Source organism: Pelomonas dachongensis (genome assembly GCF_043555865.1).
GTDB classification, from domain to species: Bacteria; Pseudomonadota; Gammaproteobacteria; order Burkholderiales; family Burkholderiaceae_C; genus Pelomonas; species Pelomonas dachongensis.
The window spans coordinates 905856-928148 of record NZ_JBIGHY010000001.1; the positions used below are offsets into that span (position 1 = coordinate 905856).

The window sequence follows — 22293 nt, forward strand, 5'->3', positions numbered from 1 at the left end:
ACGGAGTTGCGACGAGGGGCCGGCGGCCCCCGCTGGGGAGACCGCCGGAATTGCCGGAGGTTAGAACGAGTAGCTGGCCTGCACCGAGTAGCGGCGGCCGGTGTAGTTGACGGCGCGGGCCATCAGGCCGATGTTCTGCTGCATCAACTGGCGGGCCAGCGCGTTGTTCAGGTTCTGCGCTTCCAGGCTGACGCTGAACTTGTCGGTGATGCGGTAGTTGACGCCGGCATCGACCTGGCCGTAGTCGTCGCTCCAGGTCGGCAGCGCAAAGGCGACGCTGGTGCCGTCAGCCAGGCGGCCGTCACCGCCCCGGGTGCCGTTGACGTTGACGCCCTGCAGGTACTTGGAACGCCAGCTGTAGGCCACGCGCGCCGAGAACGAGCCGTAGTCGTACAGCAGCGCCAGGTTGTAGGCGTTCCTGGACAGGTTGGTCAGCGGCAGGTTGCCGAAGGTGCGACCGTCGGTGTCGCAACCATTGATGTTCAGGTTCAGGTTGTCGGCGTTGGTGCTGGTGCCGGCGCAGAACGGCGTCGTGACGGGGTTGTAGGGCTTGGTCTTGCTGTCGACGTAGGTGTAGTTGGCCTGCACGCCGAAGCCCGACATCCAGCCCGGCAGCATGTCGAGATAGCGTTGGAAGGCGATCTCGAAGCCGCGGGCGTGCCCCTTTGCGCCGTTCACCGGCGAGGTGACGGTGAAGTTCAGCGGGTTGTTCGCCGCGTCGCGCAGCACGGTCGTGGCCGACTGCTTCACGATGATGTCGTCCAGCTGTTTGTTGAACAGCGCCAGCGTCAGCGAGCCGTTGCGGGCGAAGTACCACTCGGCCGTCAGGTCGAACTGCGTGGACTTGACCGGCTTCAGCAGCGGGTTGCCGTTGGCCGTGCCGCTGAAGTTGACGGCGTCGACGATGACGGAGTCAGGGACGCCCGGTGTCGTGCTGGGCACGGTGCGCTTCGTGGTCGTCAGCTCCATCGACGTGTAGGCCTGCATGTCCGCGAAGTCGGGGCGGGACACGCCCTTGGCGACGGCGGCACGGAACTGCAGCTTGTCGCTGGCCTTGAAGCGCAGGTTCAGGCTGGGCAGCACGTTGACGTAGTCCTGCTCGGCGCTCATCGGCGCGGCGAAGCTGGCGATGACGGGCACTGGCACGCCGCTCACGGGTGCGCCGGCCGGGATGCCAGGGTTGTAGGTGAACACCGTGTAGCCGGCAGCCTTCATCTCCGTGCGCACGGCGCGCAGGCCGACGTTGCCGTCGATGGGGGCGCCTGAGTCGGTGAAGTCGAAGCGCAACTGCGCGTAGGCAGCCTGCGTGCGCTCGTGCTGCTCGTTGTCGCCCGCCGGGTTGGTGCCGAAGCTGGCCGGCGCCCAGGGCGTGCGGCCGCCGCAGGGCTGCGGGAGGCACAGCACTTCGTCGTGGTATTTGTGCAGCAGCTGGTAGCTGGTCGGGTAGTCCTTGGCCAGCGACACGTCGGGCACGTAGACCGCCGGCACGCTCTGGCCGCCGAAGAAGTTGTTGAACGTGTGCAGCCGGGTCGGGGCGTTGAAACGCGGGTCGCTGAGGTAGGCGACGTCGCTGATGTCCCAGCCGCGTTGCCAGGTCTGCGTGATGGCGGACCAGTTGTAGTCCGGCACCGTCTTGGTGGTCTTCGCATCGCGGTCGGTCAGGCGCACGCCGAAGCTCAGGTCCTGCAGCACGGCGTGGTCGAAGTTGAACTTGCCGTCCGCGCGCCAGGCCTTCTGCTCGGCCTTGCTGCGGTCCAGGTGTTCCATCGTGAACGCCCAGTAGTAGTTGGCCTTGTTTTGCAGCGAGGCCAGGTCGCTGGCGTCGAACACCACGCGCGGCGTGGAGCCGGTCAGGTCCAGCGTCTCCTTGGGCATCAGCAGGCCGGTGGCGACGGTGGAGTCGAAAGCGTTGGTGTCCGACTTGACCAGCTGCAGGTCGGTGCTGAAGCTCCAGCGGTCGCTGGCCTTCCAGGCCAGGTTCCAGCCCAGGTCCTTGGTCTTGGAGTTGCGCGTCATGTAGCGCGTGTCGGCGCCGAAGTTGACGCCGCCGTCGGCCGGTGCGGTCAGCGTGCCGCTGACGAAGACGTTGTTGCTGTTGTACTTCGCGTCGCTGCCCAGGACGAGGTTCCAGGGGTTGGTCTGCGCGAACAGCGCGTTCTCGTCCCACTGCATGCGGTACTTGGACTGGAAGTAGGTCAGCGAGCTGCTGAGGTCGTCCTTCTTCCACTGCAGTGCGCCGTACAGCCCGTTGCGGTTGCGTTCGAAGTTGGAGTCGCGCCATTGCGCGCCCTTGGGCGCCCAGTGCGTGCCGTCGATCTTGTAGTACGGCTCGACCTGCCACAGGTCGGTGCGGGTGGAGCTCTTGCTGTGCGCCAGGCTCACCAGCATGCCGACGTCGCCGAGTTCGGTTTTCCAGCGGTTGGACAGCAGGCCGGAGGCCGAGGGGCTGAACTTGCCCTGCAGTTCGTTGTACTTGCCGACGGCCGTGACGTGGCCCTTGAAGCCGGGGTTGTCGAACGGCATGGCGGTGCGCAGGTTCACCAGGCCGCCGATGGAGCCCTCGATCTGGGTGGCCGACGGGTTCTTGAACACGTCCACCGCGGCCAGCAGTTCGGGCGGCACGTCCTCGAAGTTCAGCGCCCGGCCGCCGTTGGCGGAGAAGGTGTCGCGGCCGTTGACTTCGGAGCGCACGTACGACAGGCCGCGGATGTTGACGCTGGAGCCTTCCACCGAGTAATGCTCGGGGTCGTTCTTGGCCATGGTGCGGTCGATGGTCACGCCGACGACGCGTTGCAGCACCTCGGTGACGGACTGGTCGGGCAGCTTGCCGATGTCGTCGGCGACGATGGAGTCGACGATCTCGTCGGCGTTCTGCTTGATCTTCTGCGCCGACTCCAGCGCCGCGCGGCGGCCGCTGACGACGACGGTCTCGACCTTCTGCACGGGCGCGGAGGCGGCGGCGGCCGGCGGGGCCGGGGTCTGCGCCATCGCCAGGCCACTGCATAGCAGGGCGGCCTGGGCGGCGGCAAGGGAAATGGCAGTTCTCTGGTGCTGGTTCACAGTTGTCTCCTCTCGATGTGCTCGTTGGCACGTGGGGCTGGTATTGCCGGGTTACTGCTACGGGTTCGGCGGGAACGGAAGCGGGGTCAACATCGCGCGCGCCGGCCGGGGCTGGCCGCGCCTGTGGTGGTTGTCATGTCAGCGTTGCCGGTGGGCGCGTGGTCAGGCGGTGCCGCGTGAGGCGGTCAGGCGCAGAAGCGGTTGACGAGGTTCTCCAGCACTTCCTGGCGGCCGGAGACGGGGGCGACGTCGGTGTTCTTCGCGAGCACCTCGTCGGCCAGATCGGTCAGCGAGCGCTGGCCGTTCAGGATGGCCTGGCCAGCCGGCGTGTCCCAGCCGGCATACCGCGCGTCCTGCGCGGCTTGCAGGCGGCCGTCGTTGATCATCTTCTCGGCGATCAGCAGCGCCTGCGCGCACACATCCATGCCGCCGATGTGGCCGTGGAACAGGTCGGCCGCGTCGATGGACTGGCGGCGCACCTTGGCGTCAAAGTTCAGGCCGCCGGAGCCCAGGCCGCCGGCCTTGAGCACCTCGTACAGCGCGACGGCCGTCTCGGGCACGTTGTTGGGGAACTGGTCGGTGTCCCAGCCCAGCTGCGGGTCGCCGCGGTTCATGTCCAGGCTGCCCAGGATGCCCAGAGCACCGGCGGTCGCGATCTCGTGCTCGAAGCTGTGCCCCGACAGCGTCGCGTGGTTGGCCTCGATGTTGACCTTGACCTCCTTCTCCAGGCCGTAGCGCACGAGGAAGCCGTAGACGGTGGCGGTGTCGAAGTCGTACTGGTGCTTGGACGGCTCGCGCGGCTTGGGCTCGATGAGGACGGCACCCTTGAAGCCGATCTTGTGCTTGTGCTCGACGACCATGTTGAGGAAGCGGCCCAGCTGGTCCAGTTCCTGACCCAGGCGGGTGTTCAGCAGCGTCTCGTAGCCTTCGCGGCCGCCCCACAGCACATAGTTCTCGCCGCCCAGCTTGAGCGTGGCCTCCAGCGCGTCGCGCACCTGCAGCGCCGCCATCTTGAAGATCTCGGGGTCGGGGTTGCTGGCCGCGCCCGACATGAAGCGACGGTGGCTGAATAGGTTGGCGGTGCCCCACAGCAACTTGAGGCCCGTGGCCTGCTGCTTCTCGCCGAGCACGTCAACGATGCGCTTGAAGTTGTCCTGGCTCTCACGCGGCGTCGAGCCCTCTGGGGCGACATCGCGGTCATGGAAGCAGTAGTAGGGCACGCCCAGCTTGGCGAAGAACTCGAATGCGGCGTCGGCCTTCAGCTGGGCCAGCTCCATCGGGCTGCCGCCCTGGAACCACGGTCGCTCGAAGGTGGCGCCGCCGAACGGGTCCAGGCCGGTCCAGACGAAGTTGTGCCAGTAGCAGACGGCGAAGCGCAGGTGCTCTTCCATGCGCCGGCCCAACACGATGCGGTCCTTGTCGTAGTGCTTGAAGGCCAGGTCGTTGGGGCTGTCGGCGCCCTCGAAGCGGATGGGCTGGATGTGTTCGAAATAGCTCATGTCAGGGTCAGGTCATGCGCCGCGCAGGCGGCGGTACAGGTCACGAAAGCGCGCCAGGCGTGGGGCCAGGCGGGCATGGCGATCAGGGTGGGGCGCGAAGTGCGCTGAGATGTCAGGGCGGGTGCAGACGGTGTCGACCGTGCCGCCGGTGGAGAGCCAGCCCAGCCGTGCAGCGCCCAACGCGCCGCCGGCTTCGCTGCCGGCATGCACGACCAGCTCCACGTCCAGCACATCGGCGATCAGCTGCGCCCAGTAGGGGCTGCGCGAGCCGCCGCCAACCAGGGACAGCTGCTGCACTTCGGTACCCGCGGCACGCAGCGCGTCCAGCCCGTCGGCGAGGCCGAAGGCCACGCCCTCGAGCACGGCGTAGGTGCAGTCGGCGCGCGTCGTGGCAGCCTTCAGGCCATGGAACACGCCGGGCGCGAACGGGTCGTTGTGCGGCGTGCGTTCGCCGGTGAGGTAGGGCAGGAAGAGGGGTGCGTTGACTGCGCTGTCATCCGGCGTCAGCTCGGCCAGCAGCGCTGCCTCGTCGCGGCCCACCAACGTGCAGAACCAACGCAGGCAGCTGGCCGCGGACAGCATCACGCTCATCTGGTGCCAGCGTGACGGGAGCGCGTGGCAGAAGGCGTGCACGGCCGAAGCAGGGTTGGGCGCAAAGCGATCGTTGACGACGAAGAGCACGCCGGACGTGCCCAGCGAGATGAAGCCGTCGCCCGGGGCCGTGGCCCCGATGCCGATGGCGCTGGCGGCGTTGTCGCCGGCACCGCCGGCCACGATGACGTCGGCGCCCAGGCCCCAAGTGGCGGCCAGCTCGGGCTTGAGCACGCCGCTGGGCTGGCTGGCTTCCACCAGACGAGGCATGTGGGCTCGCGTGAGGCCGGTGGCGGCCAGCAGTTCGTCGGACCAGTCGCGGCGCGCCACGTCCAGCCACAGCGTGCCGGCGGCGTCGGACGGGTCGGAGACCTTGTCGCCGGTCAGCTGCAGGCGCAGCCAGTCCTTGGGCAGCAGCACGCTGGCCGTGCGCGCGAAGATGTCAGGCTCGTGCTTCCGCACCCACAGCAGCTTGGGCGCGGTGAACCCAGGCATGGCCAGGTTGCCGGCGATGTCTTGCAGGGCGGGCGCTGCGGCCGTCAGCTCGGCGCACTCGGCATGGCTGCGGCCGTCGTTCCACAGGATGGCGGGGCGCAGCACGGCGTCGGACGCATCCAGCAGCACCGCGCCGTGCATCTGGCCGGACAGGCCGATGCCGCGCACGGCAGCGAACTCGGCCGGGTGTGCGCTGCGCAGCCGTGACGCCGCCTCGCCGGTGGCGCGCCACCAGTCGGTGGGGTTCTGCTCGGACCATTGCGGTTGGGGACTCTGCAGCGTCAGCGTGCTGCCGGCGGTGCCGACGATGCCCCCCGTGTCGTCGAGCAGCAGCAGCTTGACTTCGGAGGTGCCGAGATCGATACCCAGGAACATCAGACGGTCTCCTCGGCTTCTGCGATCGCCACGCCGCTGTCGCTGAGCGGCAGCGCCGGGCGGGTGAGCCGGTAGCGGGCCAGCGCCGCAGCGCCCACCGCGACGGCATTGGCGCCGAAGCGGGAGATGCGCACGGGCGGCGGCGGCATGTTGGCGGCGCCGGCGTAGTCCAGCAGCGTGTCCAGCGCGGGCTGCAGGAAGGGCTCGCCCAGTTCCACCACCGAGCCGCCCAGCACGATGCCGGCGGGGTCGTAGGCGGTGGCCAGGTTCTGCAGCAGCACGCCCAGGTAGCGGCCCGCGGAGTGGACGGCCTTCAGCGTCAGCGGGTCTTCGTCGACCAGGTGCGCGCGCACCTCGGCCAGCGAGCGCAGCGCGGTCGGGTCTTCGCTGTCGCCCAGCATGGCGCGGGTCGCGATCAGCGCCTCGGCGCAGCCGCGGCGGCCACACGAGCAGCGCGGGCCGTTCAGCTGCAGCACCATGTGGCCCACCTCGCCGGCAAAGCCGCGGCTGCCGGTCAGCAGCCGGTCACCAACGACGACGCCGGCGCCCAGGCCCTGGTTGATGGACACATACAGCAGCGGGTCGGAGGCCGGCGTGGGATTGAACTCCAGCTCGCCGAGGGCTGCGACATCGGCTTCGTTCTGGATGAACAGTGGCACGCCGTCCAGCAGCGTGTCCCGCAGCTTGTCGCCCAGCAGCGCGCCAAATGGCACGTCGCGCCAGCCCAGGTTGGGGGCGAAGTGCAGCACGCCGCGCGCCTCGTTGACGCCGCCCGGCAGGCCCACGCCGATGCCCAGCACCTGCTGGCTCGCGTCCAGCTGCCGGCGCAGTTTCAGCAGCGCGGCGGCCAGGCTGTGGATGCAGGCCTTGGCGGTGCGGCTGGCGCCATAGTTGGCGGTAGCGCTGGCGCGCAGGTCACCCGTCAGAGACGTGGCGACCACGCGCACGGATTCGATGCCGACCTCGGCGCCCAGCAGCAGCAGGCGGTCGGGGTCGATGAACAGCGGCGTGGGGCGGCGGCCGAGATCGCCGGTGGCCACCACGGCGCTTTCGACCAGCCAGCCCTCGGCCACCAGCTCGCGCACCAGCAGGCTCACGGTGGACTTGGTCAGGCCGACCGCGCCCGCCAGATCGGCGCGCGACAGCCCCGGCTGGACGCACAGACGCCTGACCAGTGCCATGCGATTGGTGACCTTGAGCAGCTGTTGGCTGCCGGCGGCTTCAGCCTGCAAGCGATGTCTCCTTGGTGCCTGCTCGGGCAGGCTTTGGCGGCATATTAGTTCGGCCGTCGCACGAAGTAAATTGGGTGTAAGCCCCTAGCGCGTTTGGCACCCGCGCAACGAAGATCGCGCCGCGCGCTGGCCCTTACGGGGTCAGGCCCTTGTGGCGCACCGCGTGTCAGCCCTTCGGCCCGGCCCCGGTCGGGGCGCGCTGAAACAGAAGACAGACATTAGTGGCCGGCGGCGACGCCGGTCGATCGGAGACAAAGGAAGCCACCCGATGAAGTTCACTGACGGACAGTGGATGCTTCAGCCAGGCGTCGCCGCGCATTACGCGGCTGAGGTCTATGCCGTTGAAGCCCACGCAGACCGGCTGGTCGTGCTCGCCACGACCCGCCCCATCAAGCACCGTGGCGACACGCTGCAAGGCCCCACGCTGACCGTGACGCTGACGTCGCCCAGCAGTGGCGTCGTGCGCGTCAGCGTGGAGCACTACAGCGCGTCGCAGCCGCCGCGCCTGCACGTGCCCATGCCCGGCGCCGACCACCCGACCGTGCAGGTCACCCAGTCCGACACCCACGCCACGCTGACCACCGGCCCGCTGTCCGTCGAGGTGAAGAAGGGCGAGGGCTGGAGCCTGGTGTTCCGCGAAGGCGGCCGCGTGTTGACCAAGAGCGACTGGCGCAGTCTGGGCTACGTGCAGTGGGGCACGAAGGGCAACCACGTCCACGAGCAGCTGACGCTGGCCGTCGGCGAGAACGTCTATGGCCTGGGCGAGCGCTTCACGCCGTGGGTCAAGAACGGCCAGATCGTCGAGAACAGCAACCGCGACGGCGGCACGGCTTGCGAGCAGGCCTACAAGAGCGTTCCGTTCTACATGACCAGCAAGGGCTACGGCGTGCTGGTCAACGAGGCCGGCCCGGTGTCCTTCGAGGTCGGCTCGGAGAAGGTGGCGCGCGTGCAGTTCAGCCGCGAGGGCGAGAGCCTGGACTACTGCGTCATTGCCGGCCCCACGCCCAAGGAAGTTACGCGCCGGTTGACAGCGCTGACAGGCCGCTCGCCGCTGCCGCCGGCCTGGAGCTTCGGCCTGTGGCTGACGACCTCGTTCACGACGCAGTACGACGAGGCCACGGCCACCCATTTCATTGACGAGATGGCGCGGCGCGAGCTGCCGCTGTCGGTCTTCCACTTCGACTGCTTCTGGATGCGCGAGTTCCAGTGGTGCGACTTCGAGTGGGACCCGCGCGGCTTCCCCGAACCCGAGGCGATGCTGAAGCGCCTGCATGCCAAGGGCCTGAAGATCAGCTTGTGGATTAACCCCTACGTGGCGCAGCGCTCACCGCTGTTCGCCGAAGGCGTGAAGCACGGCTACTTCATCAAGAGGACCAACGGGCTCACGTTCCAGACCGACCAGTGGCAGCCCGGCATGGCCATCGTGGACTTCACGAACCCGGCCGCCAAGGCCTGGTACCAGGGCCACCTGCGCCGGCTGCTGGCTATGGGCGCGGATTGCTTCAAGACCGACTTCGGCGAGCGCATCCCGAGCGAGGGCGTGGCGTACTTCGACGGCTCCGACCCCGTCGAGATGCACAACCTCTACGCGCTGCACTACAACCAGGCCGTGTTCGAGCTGCTGGAAGAAGTGCAGGGCAAGGACGCCATCGTGTTCGCACGCTCCACGTATGCGTCGGGTCAGCGCTTCCCGGTGCACTGGGGCGGCGACTGCTGGAGCAACTTCGAGTCCATGGCCGAGAGCCTGCGCGGCGGCCTGTCGCTGACCAGCTGCGGCTTCGCATTCTGGAGCCACGACATCGGCGGCTTCGAGGGCAACCCGCCTCCGGCCGTGTACAAGCGCTGGATCCAGTTCGGTCTGATGTCCTCGCACAGCCGGCTGCACGGCAGTAGCTTCTACCGCGTGCCGTGGCTGGTAGACGAGGAGAGCTGCGATGTGCTGCGCGTGTTCACGCGGCTCAAGCACCAGCTCATGCCCTACCTCTACGCCACCGCCCACGAGGCGACCGAGACCGGCGTGCCGCTGATGCGCTCGATGATGATGGAGTACCCGCAGGACCCGGCCTGCGCACCGCTGGACCGCCAGTACCAGCTGGGCGAGTCGCTGCTGGTGGCGCCGGTGTTCACGGAGGACGGCGAGGTGGACTTCTACCTGCCTGGATCTGAGGGTTCGGGAACCTGGACCCACCTGCTGAGTGGCGAGAAGAAGCCCGGCGGCCGCTGGCACCGCGAGCGGCACGACTTCCTGTCGATGCCGCTGTACGCCGCGCCGGGCAGCGTTATCGCCTGGGGCGTGGAAACCGAGAAGCCGGACTACGACTACACGCGCGGCACCGTGCTGCGCGTGTTCGAGCTGGCTGACGGCGCCAGCGCGGCCTTCACGGTAGTGGGCCTGGACGGCAACGTCGCGGCCCGCGGCACGGTCAGACGCAACGGCTCGCAGTACGCGGCTCAGGTCACCGAGGGCGCCCTGCGCGACTGGGGCCTGGAGGTCGATGGCCGTCGCAGCGCCGTGCTGGGAGAAGGTCGCGAGCTGCGCTGGAGCGCATGAGCGACGGCACCGGTCCGCGGTCGCGCGGATCGGTAGCCACCGACCGGGCATCGACCCCGATGCCACCGCGTGACAACGTTGCCAGAAATGCTGCCGCCATGAAACTCACCCTCCTGTCGCGACTTGTGCTTTCCGCGCTGTCCTTGGCCGCGCTGCCCGCCGTGGCGCAGGCACCCGGCGCCGTCGTCAACCAGCTCGGCTATCTGCCAGGCGCCGCCAAGTGGGCGGCGTTGCCCGCCACGGCGGGCGACGAGTTCCGCGTCGTGCGCGCCGGCACCAACACCGTCGTGCTGCGTGGCCGCGCGAGCGCCGCACGCGCCTGGGCGCCGGCCGGCCAGGCCGTGCGGCTGGCCGACTTCTCGGCGCTGACTGCGCCGGGCGACTACGAGCTGCGTGTCGACGGCCAGGCGTCGCCGGTGCGCATCCGCGTCGCGCCCGATGTCTACGCTGCACTCACGGCCGCCACCCTGAAGGCCTTCTACTTCAACCGGGCCAGCACCGCGTTGGAAGCGAGTCACGCCGGCGCCTGGGCGCGCCCCGCGGGCCACCCCGACACCGACGTGCGGGTGCATGCATCCGCCGCCAGCGACAAGCGCCCCGAAGGCACGCGGCTGTCCGCCCCCAAGGGCTGGTACGACGCCGGCGACTACAACAAGTACATCGTCAACTCCGGCATCACCGTCTACACGCTGCTGGCTGCCTACGAGCAGTTCCCGGCGCTGTTCAAGGCGCAGCACCTCAACATCCCCGAGAGTGGCAACGAGCTGCCCGACGTGCTGGACGAGGTGCTGTGGAACCTCGAATGGATGCTGGCCATGCAGGACCCCGCCGACGGCGGCGTTTATCACAAGCTCACCAATAAGGGCTTCGACGGCAACCAGATGCCGCATGAGGCGCGCGGCGAGCGCTACGTCGTCGCCAAGGGCACGGCGGCCACGCTGGACTTCGCCGCCGTGATGGCGCATGCCAGTCGTGTGTTCAAGCCGTTCGAGGCGCAGCGGCCGGGGTTGTCCGCGCGCATGCGTGGCGCCGCCATCGCCGCGTGGCGCTGGGCGCAGGCGAACCCGCAGCTCGCCTACAAGAACCCGCCCGACGTGCGCACCGGCGAGTACGGCGACACGCAGCTGGACGACGAGTTCGCCTGGGCCGCCACCGAGCTCTACCTGAGCACCGGCGAGGCCGCCTACCGCGATGCGCTGGCGCTGGACCGGCAGACGGTACGCGTGCCCGGCTGGGGCGACGTGGGTGGTCTGGCGTGGATGAGCCTGGCGCAGAACCGCGACAAGCTCTCCGCCGCCGATGCCGAGCTGGTGACGAAGCGCGTGCGCGCCTTCGGTGACGAGCTGGCAGCCACCTGGCAGGCCTCGGCCTACCGGCTGACGATGGAGTCCCCCGGCGACTACGTGTGGGGCAGCAACGCCCACGCGCTGAACCAGGCGCTGATGCTGATCCAGGCCTACCGCATCGGCGGCACGCGCGTGCAGCTGGACGCCGCGCAGTCCGTGCTGGACTACGTGCTGGGCCGCAACCCGCTGGGCATGAGCTACGTGACCGGCTTCGGCCAGCGCTCGCCCATGCATCCGCACCACCGCCCCTCGGAGGCCGACGGCGTTGCAGACCCGGTGCCCGGTTTCATCGTGGGTGGCCCCAACCCCGGCCGGCAGGACCAGAAGAACTGCCCGCCCTATCCGTCCGCGTTGCCGGCGCTCGCGTACATCGATCATGGCTGCAGCTATGCGGCCAACGAGGTCGCCATCAACTGGAATGCGCCGCTCGTCTACGTGTCCGCCGCGCTACAGGCGCTGACGCCGGCCGTTCGCTGAGCGGCGCGGGAATAACAACAACGGAGACTGCATGTCCTCGACGACTCGCCATCCGCTGGTCTGGGTGCCCTCGCTCTACCTCGCGATGGGCCTGCCCAACGTGATGGTGGGCGTGGTCGCTGCCATCATCTACAAGAACCTGGGCGTGCCCAACGAGGACATCGCGCTGTACACCTCGCAGATGTACCTGCCCTGGGTGCTGAAGCCGCTGTGGGCGCCGCTGCTGGAGACCTACCGCAGCAAACGTTTCTGGGTCATCAGCATGGAGTTCACGATGGCCGCGGGGCTGGCGCTCGTCGCGCTGTGTCTGCCCACCGAGGGCTTCTTCAAGCTGTCGCTGGCGTTCTTCTGGCTCGTGGGCTTCGCGTCCGCCACGCAGGACACCTGCGCCGACGGCGTGTTCATGACCACCGTCAGCAAGACCGACCAGGCGCGCTATGCCGGCTTGCAGGGCATGTGCTGGAACCTGGGTGCGGTGCTCGGGTCGGGCCTGTTCGTGTCGCTGACCGGCTACCTGCACAACCACCACGGCATGAGCTGGGTGCAGTGCTGGATGGTGGTGGTGTCGCTGGCCGCGGCGGCGATGGCCATCTTCGGCGTCTACCACCTGCGCGTGCTGCCGCCGGGCTCGCCGTCGCACCTGCACGGCCAGGGCTTCGCGGGCGGCATGAAGTCCACCACCGAGGCGTGGGTCACGTTTTTCCAAAAGCCGCAGATCTGGATGATGCTGGCCGTCATCTTCTTTTACCGTTTCGGCGAGGGCTTCATCGAGAAGTTCGGCCCGCTGTTCCTGCTGGATGCGCGCGCGGCCGGCGGCCTGGGCCTGGATAACGAGGCGCTGGGCCACATCAACGGCACGGTCGGCACGCTGACCTTCATTGCCGGCGCCTTCCTGGGGGGCTTTCTGGTGGCGCGCCGCACGTTGCCGCGCAGCTTCTTCACGCTGGCGCTGATCCTGAACGTGCCGCACCTGACCTATTTCTACCTGGCCGAGACGATGCCGACCGACACGGTCACCATCGCCGTCATCGTGGCCATAGAGAAGTTCGGCTTCGGCATGGGCTCGGTCGGCCACATGCTGTACATGATGCAGCAGATCGCCCCCGGCCCCTTCCGCATGGCGCATTACGCGATGGCCACTGGCGTCATGGCGCTGACCAAGTGGGGCACCGGCAGCGTCAGCGGCCTGCTGTGGAACTACGTGAGCCACGACTACCTGCACTTCTTTGGCTGGGTGCTGGTGTTCTCGGTGCCGCCGGTCATCCTGGCCTGGCTGGCGCCGTTCCCGCACGACAGCAAGGACGAGCCCGCGGAAGCCGTGCACGGACACTGACGACGACAGAAAAACCACAGGAGACAAACACGATGAAGACCACGCTTTGGCGCCTCGGCGCCGTGCTGCTGATGCCGCTGTTGGCCGCGCTGCCCGCGCAGGCGCAGCAACCGCACGAGACGCTGAAGCTCGACGCCCCCAAGCCCCAACTGCTCCCCACGCCGCCCATGGGCTGGAACTCGTGGAACAAGTTCAAGTGCGACGTCAGCGAGAAGCTGATCCGCGAGCAGGCCGACGCCATGGTCGCCAGCGGCATGCGCGACGCGGGCTACAAGTACATCGTGATCGACGACTGCTGGCAGAAGAGCCGCGACGCTGACGGCAACATCCAGGCCGACCCGGAGCGCTTCCCCAGCGGCATGAAGGCGCTGGCCGACTACGTACACAGCAAGGGCCTGAAGTTCGGCCTGTACTCCGACGCCGGCGCGCTGACCTGCGGCGGCCGCCCCGGCAGCGCCGGCCACGAGTTCCAGGACGCGCGCCAGTACGCCAAGTGGGGCGTTGACTGGCTGAAGTACGACTGGTGCTACACCGGCCCGCGCAACGCCGAGGCAGCCTACACCATCATGGCCAAGGCGTTGCGCGAGTCGGGCCGCGACATCGTGCTGTCCATCTGCGAGTGGGGCACGCACCAGCCGCAGCGCTGGGGTCCCGACGTGGGCCACCTGTGGCGCACCACCGGCGACATCTTCGACGCCTGGGAGGGCAAGAAGGACTGGTCCATCGGCATGACCAACATCCTGGACCTCAACGTCGACAACTGGCGCTACGCCGGCCCCAACCGCTGGCCCGACCCCGACATGCTGGAAGTCGGCAACGGCGGCATGACAGTCACCGAGTACGAGAGTCACTTCTCGCTGTGGGCCATGCTGGCCGCCCCGCTGGTGGCTGGCAACGACATGGCCAAGATGGACGCCGACACGCGTCGCATCCTGACCAACAAGGACGTCATCGCCGTGGACCAGGACCCGCTCGGCCAGGCCGCGCGCCGCGTGCGCAAGGATGGCGACCTTGAAGTCTGGACGCGTCCGCTGCAGGGTGGCGACGTCGCCGTCGTGCTGTTCAACCGTGGCGCCAAGGCCGTCGACATGGCGGCCGACTGGGCGCTGCTGAACCTGCCCGCCGACGCGCGCGTGCAGACGCGCAACCTGTGGAGCGGCGAGGTCAGGAAGGGCGTCACGGGCCGCGTGGCCGGCAGCGTCCCCTCGCACGGCGTGCTGATGTGGCGCATCACGCCGGAGCTGGCGCGTTGAAGGCGCTCGTCGTGGCGGCGTTGTGCATGGCCGGGGTTGCGCAGGCTGCCTGCGGCCCCGATGCGCTGGGCACCTCGCGCACGCTGACGCTCAAGCGCGAGGCCGCCGCCTGGGGCGCGGCCCAGCATGCCGCGCTGCCCGGGCTGGTGCCCGGCGAGGTCGTACTGACCTTCGACGATGGCCCACGGCCCGAGTCCACGCCTCTCGTGCTGAAGGCGCTGGCGGACCAATGCGTGAAGGCCAGCTTCTTCATAAACGGCGAGCCATTGCGCCAGCACGCCGCGCTGGCCCGCCAGGTGCGCGACGCCGGCCACACGGTCGGCATGCACGGCTTCCGGCACGACAACTTCAGCCAGCAGCCCGCTGCGGCGCAGCTGGCCGACCTGGAAGCGATGCAGGCCGCCTACCGCGACGTACTGGGCCAGGAACCGGCGGCCTACCGCTTTCCGTATCTCGCCGAGTCGCCGGTCTTGCTCGCTGCGCTGCAAGCGCGCAGCCTGACCGTCATGTCCGTCGACGCTGGCGCCGAGGACTGGCTACCGAGCCAGACACCGCAAATGCTGGCCGACAAGCTGCTGGGCCAATTGGCCCAGCGCGGTGGCGGCATCGTGCTGCTGCACGATGCGCAGGATCAGACAGCGCATGCGATGCCCTTCCTGCTGCAGGCGCTGAAGGCCAAGGGCTACCGAGTGGTGCATCTGCGCTGGGAGTAAGGTGCGCCTGGTAGGGACTGCATTGACAGTACGGTGAGCTGACCGAGGCTGCCGCCGTTGACGGGTTCTTGCGCAGAGGCTTTGTCACGGCCGAGCAACCACCAGCCGCAGGTCGTTGGTCTTTCCGAGCTTCTGCACGCAGGCGGGTTCAGCGGAAATCCCTGCTCTCCGTCGGCAACCTCCCCAGCAGCCGGTTGAGGTTCTCGAACCCCCGCGCCAGCAGGTGCCGCACGTCGCCATCGCCGCGCTGCCACACGCCTTCCACCGCCAGCAGCCGCGCGCCCAGGATGACGTCACGGTGCTTGGTGTAGATGTCGGGCCAGACGATGACGGCGACGTTGCCGGTCTCGTCTTCCAGCGTGATGAAGAGCGTGCCCTTGGCTGTCTGCGGCTTCTGGCGGCCGGTGACGATGCCGCAGGCGCGCGCCTTGCTGCCGGTGCGGTGATTCTTCAGTTGCGCGGCGTTGAGCCAGCCGTCGCGGGTCAGGCGCGGGCGCAGCAGCGCGAGCGGGTGGCGGCGCAGCGTCAGGCCGGTGGCCGCGTAGTCCCAGAGCACTTCCTCGCTCTCGGCGGCCTCGGGCAGCGGGAGGTCGTCTTCGGGCAGCAGGCTGCCTTGCAGCAGCTGTGGCACCGCGTGCAGCGCCGATGCCTGCCAGACCTGCTGGCGGCGGTGGCCGGCCAGGCTGGTGAGGGCATCGGCCGCGGCGAGGTGCTGCATGTCGGCCTGTGTGAGCCGGGCGCGGTGTGCCAGGTCTTGCGGGTGGCTGAAGGTGGCTTGCTGACGCGCGGCTTCGATGCGCCTGGCGGCGGCTTCGCCCAGCCCGCTGACCAGGCGCAGGCCGAGTCGCACGGCGGGTTGCTGCCGACCGGGGAGAAGTTCCAGCGTGCTGTCGTGGTCGCTGTGGTTCACGTCGATGGCGCGCACGTCCACGTCGTGCCGCCGCGCGTCTTGCACGAGCTGGCTCGGCGAGTAGAAGCCCAGCGGCTGGCTGTTCAGCAGCGCGCACAGAAAGGCCGCGGGCTCGTGGTGCTTGAACCAGCAGCTGACGTAGGTCAGCAGCGCGAAGCTGGCGGCGTGGGACTCCGGGAAGCCGTAGCTGGAGAAGCCCTTGATCTGGGCAAAGATCTGCTGGGCGAAGTCGTCGGTGTAGCCGCGCTCGCGCATCCCTTTTACGACCTTGTCGTAGTACTTCTCCAGCACGCCGGGGCGCTTCCAGGCGGCCATGGCGCGGCGCAACTGGTCGGCCTCGCCGGCGCTGAAGCCGGCGGCAATCATGGCGACCTGCATGACCTGCTCCTGGAAAATCGGCACTCCGCGGGTGCGCCAGAGGGCTTCCTTCAACGCCTCGCTGGGGTAGGGCACCTGGTTTTCCGTCAGTGCGCGGTTCTTCAGGTACGGATGCACCATGCCGCCCTCGATCGGGCCGGGTCGCACGATGGCAACTTCGATGACGAGGTCGTAATAGCACCGGGGCCGCAGCCGCGGCAGCATGGACATCTGCGCGCGGCTTTCGATCTGGAAAACGCCCACCGTGTCGGCCGCGCAGATCATGTCGTAGGTGGCCTCGCACTGCTGCGGGATGGTGGCCAGGTCGTAGCGCTTGCCGCGTAGCCCGTTGACCAGCTCGAAGCAGCGGCGCAGCGCGCTGAGCATGCCCAGCGCCAGCACGTCGACCTTCATCATCTTCAGCTCGTCGATGTCGTCCTTGTCCCATTCGATGACGCTGCGGTTGGGCATGGTGGCGTTCTCGATGGGCACGAGGCGCTCCAGCGGCCCCTCGGTCAGCACGAAGCCGCCGACATGCTGGGAGAGGTGGCGCGGCAGGCCGTTGAGCTGGCGGGCCAGCGTGATGAGCTGCAGCAGCCGCCGGTCGTCCTCGCTCAAGCCCAGCGGGCCCAGCCGCTGCAGCAGCGCCGCGCGGTGCTCGTCGGGAAAGACGTCGAACACCCAGCCGCTGTGGTCCTTGCGCATGATCTCCAGCTGCTCGTCGCTGAAGCCCAGCGCCTTGCCGACGTCGCGGATGGCGCTGCGCGGCCGGTAGCAGATGACGACGGCGGTGAGCGCAGCCCGGCTGCGGCCGTACTTGCGGTAGAGGTACTGGATGACGTCTTCGCGGCGGTCGTGCTCGAAGTCGACGTCGATATCCGGCGGCTCGTTGCGTTCCTTGCTGATGAAGCGCTCGAACAGCAGCGTGCTTTCGGCCGGGTCCACCGACGTGATGTGCAGGCAGTAGCAGACGACGCTGTTGGCCGCGGAGCCGCGCCCCTGGCACAGGATCTTCATGCGGCGAGCCTCGGCCACGACGTCGGCCACGGTCAGGAAGTAGTGCTCGTACTGCAGGTCTTCGATCAGCGTGAGTTCGTGTTCGATGCGCTGCTGGAACCCTGGCGGCACCCCGGCTGGCCAGCGGTCGCGCGCGCCGGCCTGGGTCAGCTCGCGCAGGTGCTGCATGGCGCTCCGCCCGGGCGGTACGACCTCGCTCGGGTACTGGTAGCTGATGTCGGTCAGCTCGAAGGTGCAACAAGACGCCACGCGCAGCGTCTCGGCCATCAGTGCTTTCGGCAGCAGCTGGGCAATGCGCTGGCGCGTGCGCAGATGGCGTTCGTAATTGGGCTGCAAATCGAACCCGCACTCGGCCACGGTGCGGCCCAGGCGGGTAGCGGTCATCACGTCCTGCAGGGCCTTGCGGGAGCGCACATGGAAGTGCACGTCGCCCGCGGCGACCAGGGGTAGGGCGGTGTCTTCAGACAGCTGCTGAAGCCGTTGCAGCCACAGCGCGTCGCTGGCCTCGCGCAGCAGCTCCACGGCGATCCAGGCGCGGCCGGTGAAATGCTGCAGCAGCCACTGTGCCGGCGCCAGCAACTCGGCGTCGCTGGCTTCTCGCGGCAGCACGAGCAGCACCAGGCAGTCGGACAGCCGTTCGGGGGCAATCTGGTGCCAGTGCAGCGTGTACTCGCCCTTGACCGGGCTGGCCCGCCGCAGCTGGGTGATGAACTGGCTGAGGTTGCCGTAGCCATTGAGGTTCTGCGCCAGCAGCACGAGCTTGAAGCGCGGCCGGCCGGTGTTGTCGCGCACGAGGAATTCGCTGCCGATCAGCAGCTTGAGCAGCGGCGGCTGGGGAATGGCGAGGTCTGCCAGGCCGACGTTGCGGGCGGCTTCAAGCAGCTCGTGGTGCGCTGTCTCGCGCATCTCGCGCAGCTGCTTGTGCGCGCGCACGACGCCGGCCAGCGAGCATTCGTCTGTGATGGCCAGCGCCTGGTAGCCGAGCTTGACCGCACGCTCGACCAGCTCGGACGGCTCGGACGCGCCGCGCTGGAAGCTGAAGGCGGTCAAGCAGTGCAATTCGGCATAGCCCGGCATCTCGACGCTGCGGGGCGACGCGGGGCTGGCGGGGCGCGGCTGAGGCGGGCTGTCGCGGCGCAGATCGGCGTCCGACGAAAAGCCTTGCGCGCGCATGTCGGCCAGCCGCTCGTCGCGATCGGAGAGAGGAGGGCTCATGGGTACACCCTTCGGCCTGCGGCCTCTCTCGCCAACCGGGAGCGAGCTTGCTTGGGGCGGCACTGCGCAGCGCTCATGCAAACACCCCATGCAGGAACCAACCCGCCGTGTCGGTCGGCAGGCGGTCACGGTAGATCCACAAAAGCCCCCGCAAGCCGCTGCGAAAGACGAAGTAGTCGCGCGCCTGTGCGCGGTGGTCCCACCAGCCGGTCTCGATGCGGTGGGGGCCGCTGATGCGGGTCAGCGGCCCGCAGTAGAGGGGCTGCTCCCGCGCATCGCAACGCAGCGGCTGGGGCGGCTCGACCAGCCACGTCGGCTGTGGCCCAGATGGGGGGCGCACGGGCGCTGCAGCCGGCGCCGGCCATGCGGACCAGCTTTGCATGCGGTCCAGCCGGTGGTCTTCGTGAAGCTGGCCCTCGCGCACTTGGCCGGCGCCCAGCCGCACCGACAGCCGCTCCAGCAGCGCGTGGGTCGTCGTGCTTTCCTGCGCATCGGTGCAGCCGGGCAGCAGGCCGGCGCTCAGCTCCTGCAGCGGCAGCACGGTGTCGGCGCTGAGGCGGATCTCGCCGGCCGGCGCGGCCAGCTCGGTGCGGGCCAGGTGCTCGCCCAGCAGCCGCGTCAGCCGCAGCAGGTCGCGCGTGGTGTCGGCGGTGGCCACGGTCAGTTCGCCGCCGTCGGCCACGTCGCGGGCGCGCATCGCGTAATGCTGCCAGGCCAGGCGCAGCGCGCGCACGCCGGCATGGCGCACCGCCAGGAAGGCGCAGAGCTGGCGCAGCAGCTCTTCAGCGAAGTGCAGCAGCACGGGGGCGTGCTCGACGCGCCAGGGCAGCTCCAGCCGCGCGTCGAAGCGCTCCGGCAAGGTCAGCCAGTCGTGCGCCTCAGGCAGGTCGCCGTAGGCCTGGTCCAACGCCGTCAGCAGCGCAGGGCCGAAGCGCTTGGCCAGCGCCGCGCGCGGCAGCCGGCGCAGCTCGCCGAGCCGCCGGCAGCCCAGGCGGGCCAGCATTGCGTGATGGGCCTGGGCGGCGCTGAGGACCGTGAACGGCAGCGCGTCGAGACGCTCGCTCAGACGGCCGGTATGCGGCGTGCCGGGGCAGCGCGCCACGGCCAGCGCGGCCCGTGCAGTCGGTGCCCAGGCCATGGCGCCCAGGGTCAGGCCGATCCGCGCGGCGTCGGCCTGCAGCTTGTGGCGCAGCGCCCGCGCACCGCCGAACAGCCGCAGGCTGCTCGACACCTCGGCCACGACCGCCTCCTCCAGCCGGGCCACGCGCGGCGTGAAGCTCAGCGCGAGCCAGCCCAGAGCGTCAGCGTCGCCGGCGGGCGCGTCAGGCGTGCTGCACAGGGCGAGCCAGCGCATCGGCGCGCTCCGACGGGGGGCTGACCGGCGCTGGCGAGGGCGAAGGCGCCGGTGCCGGTGCCGGCAGGGGCTTGCGTTTGGCCGCGGTCAACAACGGCTCCACTGCGCCGGGCACGGCCGGCAGCACCAGCGCACCCTCGTGCGCTGGTCCCCGGCGCTTGATCAGGTGGACATTCAGCCCCCAGCCGTCGCCCGGCTTCACAGCCAGCCGCAGCGGCGCGGCCGACGACTGCTGGAGCGCGCGCTCCGGCCGCACCAGAAAGGCCGGCGCATCCGAGCCCAGCGCATTGACCTGCAACCGCCGGATCTGCTCAGGCCGAGCCTGGGACAGCCAGGCCAGCACGGCCACGCGCGACTTGATGGCCTGCTCGGCGGCCCAGAGCGCTTCGGCGGGCGTTGCGGTGCTCACCCAGACCAGCGCCGACGGTGGCAGCCCCAGCGCCTGCAGGCCTGGCAGATGCGGCGTGTGCGGCGGGTTGATGAGCAGCAGCGAGCGCAGTACCGGCCCCGCGGCGCGCGCCCGCCAGGCCGGTGGCGCGGCCGCGGCACCCGGCAATGCCTGCCCTGCCCACCAGCCGCGCAGAGCGGGCGCCAACAGCCGCCACTCCAGAACGCCGGGCTGCGGCGTCAGCAGCTCGGTGACGGCGCGCAGCGGCCAGCCGCCGCCGGGCAGTTCGGCGTCCAGCGCCGCGAAGCCGCTGGGCAGGGTCGGGTCGGCGCTGGCGCCCAGGCTGTCGCCGCGCCACAGCCGCCCCCGCAGGCGGGCGTCAATTAGCGGCGGCTGGCCATGCCCGCCCACCCCCGGCGGGCGGCTGGGAGGCGGGGCAACGGCGGGGATGAGGGAGGGGGGCAGCATGGCCGGAGGAAGGAGTCGGAACTTGAATGAGATCACAATACTGTATTTATATCCAGTATTGTTGACCGCGAACACCCCGCTTGACGGCGGTGGCGGGCCCCGCCCGCTGCCCCGATGATTCGCCCGACCTTCAGGAGACTGCTTGATGCCCATGAACGACTATCTGGTGCTGTCCCGCGGCCAGTGGGACGAGGACGCCAGCCCGCCGGCGGTGCAGGCCGCCATCGACGCCTTCTACGTCTGGTACGAACAAGGCCTGGCAGACGGCTGGCTCAAGCCCGGCAGCCGGCTGGCGCACCGCAGTTGCGTCGTGGCGCGCGGGCTGGTCACCGACGGCCCCTTCACTGAGACCAAGGAGCTGGTGGGCGGCTACTGGTTCATCGTGGCCGAGTCGCTGGCGCAGGCCGCCGCGATCGCGGCCGAGAACCCCTGCCTGCAGTTCGGCCTCAGCGTGGAAATCCGGCCGCTGGAGGCAAGCCGCGCCGACGTGGCGGTGCCGACAAATGAGACGCCGTCCAGTTGGCGCCAGGACATGCCGATCCGGCGACACTCGCCGGATGCATCCTGCGACCCCTGACCTCAGCTTCGGCGACCTGACGCCGGAGTTCATGCTCGACGCCCTCGACGCCGCCGGCCTGCGCGCCGATGGCCGCATGCTGCAGCTCAATTCCTTCGAGAACCGCGTGTTGATGCTGCATTTGGAGGAGGGCGGCGCGGCCGTCGCCAAGTTCTACCGGCCCGGCCGCTGGAGCGACGCGCAGATCCTGGAGGAGCACGCCTTCGCCGCCGAACTGGCCGCGGCCGAGGTGCCCGTCGCCGCGCCCTGGACGCTGGCCGGCGGCTCCACGCTGTTCCATCACCAGGGTCAACGTCTGGCCGTCACGCCGCGCCAGGGCGGGCGCGGGCCGGAGCTGGAAGACCCCGAGGTGCTGCGCTGGATCGGCCGGCTGCTGGCCCGGCTGCACGGCGTGGGCCGCCAGCGCCCGTTCGCCGAGCGCCTGTCCTGGGCCAGCGCGGCACCGGCGCAGGTCGCGCGCGACTGGCTGATGGCTCACGACGCCATCCCGCCCGAGATCGCGCCCACCTGGGACGACGCCGCGCAGCGCTGCATCGCGTCCATCCAGTCCGCCTTCGACAGCCTGCCCGATTTGCAGCTGACCCGCCTGCACGGCGACTGCCACCCCGGCAACATCCTGTGGACACCGGACCGCGGGCCGCATTTCGTGGACCTGGACGACGCCGTCATGGGCCCGGTCGTGCAGGACCTGTGGATGCTGCTGCCCGGTGAACCCGACGCGGCCCGCCAGTTGCTCAACGCCGTGCTGGACGGTTACGAGCAGATCGCCGAGTTCGACGACCGTGAGCTGCGCCTCATCGAGCCGCTGCGCACGCTGCGCATGATCCACCACAGCGCCTGGCTGGCCCGGCGCTGGGGCGACCCGGCCTTCCCGGCTGCCTTCCCGTGGTTCGGCACGCCCAACTATTGGATGGACCAGGTCGCCAAGCTGCGCGAGCAGCTGGAGGCGATGAAGCCCAAGGATGCGCCACCGACGCTGGCGTGCGACGAGGACGTGGTGAACTTCGACGGCGACGGCTTTTCCTGAGCAGGCCCGCTGAGGGCAGGTGTGCGGGGAACGGGTGGTGGCCGGGTCTGAGCGA

Annotated in this window: 14 protein-coding genes; 7 read left to right on the plus strand and 7 right to left on the minus strand. The window is 69.4% G+C overall.

Annotated features, from left to right (window positions below; genetic code table 11):
• Nucleotides 1-60: 60 nt before the first annotated feature.
• The 4 genes from ACG02S_RS04305 to ACG02S_RS04320 form a co-directional block, all read right to left on the minus strand.
• The gene (locus tag ACG02S_RS04305; protein ID WP_394469193.1) at nt 61-3060 is read right to left on the minus strand and encodes a TonB-dependent receptor; all 3000 of its coding nucleotides are present in this window, start codon (nt 3058-3060) and stop codon (nt 61-63) included.
• A 185-nt stretch (nt 3061-3245) separates the two neighbouring features.
• Nucleotides 3246-4559 (minus strand): xylose isomerase, encoded by a 1314-nt coding sequence (gene xylA / locus ACG02S_RS04310; RefSeq protein ID WP_394469194.1) that lies wholly within the window; start codon nt 4557-4559, stop codon nt 3246-3248.
• Between the two features lie 12 nt (nt 4560-4571).
• The gene (xylB, locus tag ACG02S_RS04315) at nt 4572-6020 is read right to left on the minus strand and encodes a xylulokinase (protein WP_394469195.1); all 1449 of its coding nucleotides are present in this window, start codon (nt 6018-6020) and stop codon (nt 4572-4574) included.
• Nucleotides 6020-7252, minus strand: a complete 1233-nt coding sequence (locus ACG02S_RS04320; RefSeq protein ID WP_394469196.1) for an ROK family transcriptional regulator — start codon at nt 7250-7252, stop codon at nt 6020-6022. The genes xylB and ACG02S_RS04320 overlap by 1 nt, the downstream gene beginning before the upstream one ends.
• Before the next feature lie 268 nt (nt 7253-7520).
• Between ACG02S_RS04320 and yicI the strand changes: the two genes are divergently transcribed.
• The 5 genes from yicI (at nt 7521) to ACG02S_RS04345 (ending at nt 14925) form a co-directional block, all read left to right on the plus strand.
• The gene (gene yicI / locus ACG02S_RS04325; protein ID WP_394469197.1) at nt 7521-9803 is read left to right on the plus strand and encodes an alpha-xylosidase; all 2283 of its coding nucleotides are present in this window, start codon (nt 7521-7523) and stop codon (nt 9801-9803) included.
• A 98-nt stretch (nt 9804-9901) separates the two neighbouring features.
• On the plus strand, nt 9902-11626 hold the full coding sequence (locus ACG02S_RS04330; protein WP_394469198.1) for a glycoside hydrolase family 9 protein: 1725 nt from the start codon (nt 9902-9904) through the stop codon (nt 11624-11626).
• A gap of 31 nt (nt 11627-11657) precedes the next feature.
• Nucleotides 11658-12959 carry an MFS transporter gene (locus ACG02S_RS04335; RefSeq protein ID WP_394469199.1) on the plus strand — a complete coding sequence of 434 codons (1302 nt, stop codon included), beginning with the start codon at nt 11658-11660 and terminating at the stop codon, nt 12957-12959.
• Nucleotides 12960-12991: 32 nt separating this feature from the next.
• The gene (locus ACG02S_RS04340) at nt 12992-14212 is read left to right on the plus strand and encodes a glycoside hydrolase family 27 protein (protein ID WP_394469200.1); all 1221 of its coding nucleotides are present in this window, start codon (nt 12992-12994) and stop codon (nt 14210-14212) included.
• Complete coding sequence (locus ACG02S_RS04345; protein ID WP_394469201.1) at nt 14209-14925, plus strand: polysaccharide deacetylase family protein; 717 nt, start codon at nt 14209-14211, stop codon at nt 14923-14925. Before ACG02S_RS04340 ends, ACG02S_RS04345 begins: the two co-directional genes overlap by 4 nt.
• Nucleotides 14926-15073: 148 nt before the next feature.
• Here ACG02S_RS04345 and ACG02S_RS04350 read toward each other — a convergent pair whose 3' ends face one another.
• From ACG02S_RS04350 to ACG02S_RS04360, 3 genes are all read right to left on the minus strand, one after another.
• The gene (locus ACG02S_RS04350; RefSeq protein ID WP_394469302.1) at nt 15074-18286 is read right to left on the minus strand and encodes an error-prone DNA polymerase; all 3213 of its coding nucleotides are present in this window, start codon (nt 18284-18286) and stop codon (nt 15074-15076) included.
• Between the two features lie 211 nt (nt 18287-18497).
• Nucleotides 18498-19778 (minus strand): Y-family DNA polymerase, encoded by a 1281-nt coding sequence (locus tag ACG02S_RS04355; protein ID WP_394469202.1) that lies wholly within the window; start codon nt 19776-19778, stop codon nt 18498-18500.
• Nucleotides 19747-20634, minus strand: coding sequence for a recombinase RecA (locus ACG02S_RS04360; protein ID WP_394469203.1), 888 nt, complete (start codon nt 20632-20634; stop codon nt 19747-19749). Before ACG02S_RS04360 ends, ACG02S_RS04355 begins: the two co-directional genes overlap by 32 nt.
• Before the next feature lie 145 nt (nt 20635-20779).
• On the opposite strand from ACG02S_RS04360, the gene ACG02S_RS04365 reads away from it, so the two are divergent.
• A complete protein-coding gene (locus tag ACG02S_RS04365; protein ID WP_394469204.1) occupies nt 20780-21211 on the plus strand; it encodes a YciI family protein in 432 nt (143 codons plus the stop codon).
• Entirely contained in the window at nt 21192-22238 is a 1047-nt protein-coding gene (locus tag ACG02S_RS04370; protein WP_394469205.1) for a serine/threonine protein kinase, read from the plus strand. The genes ACG02S_RS04365 and ACG02S_RS04370 overlap by 20 nt, the downstream gene beginning before the upstream one ends.
• Nucleotides 22239-22293: the final 55 nt, after the last annotated feature.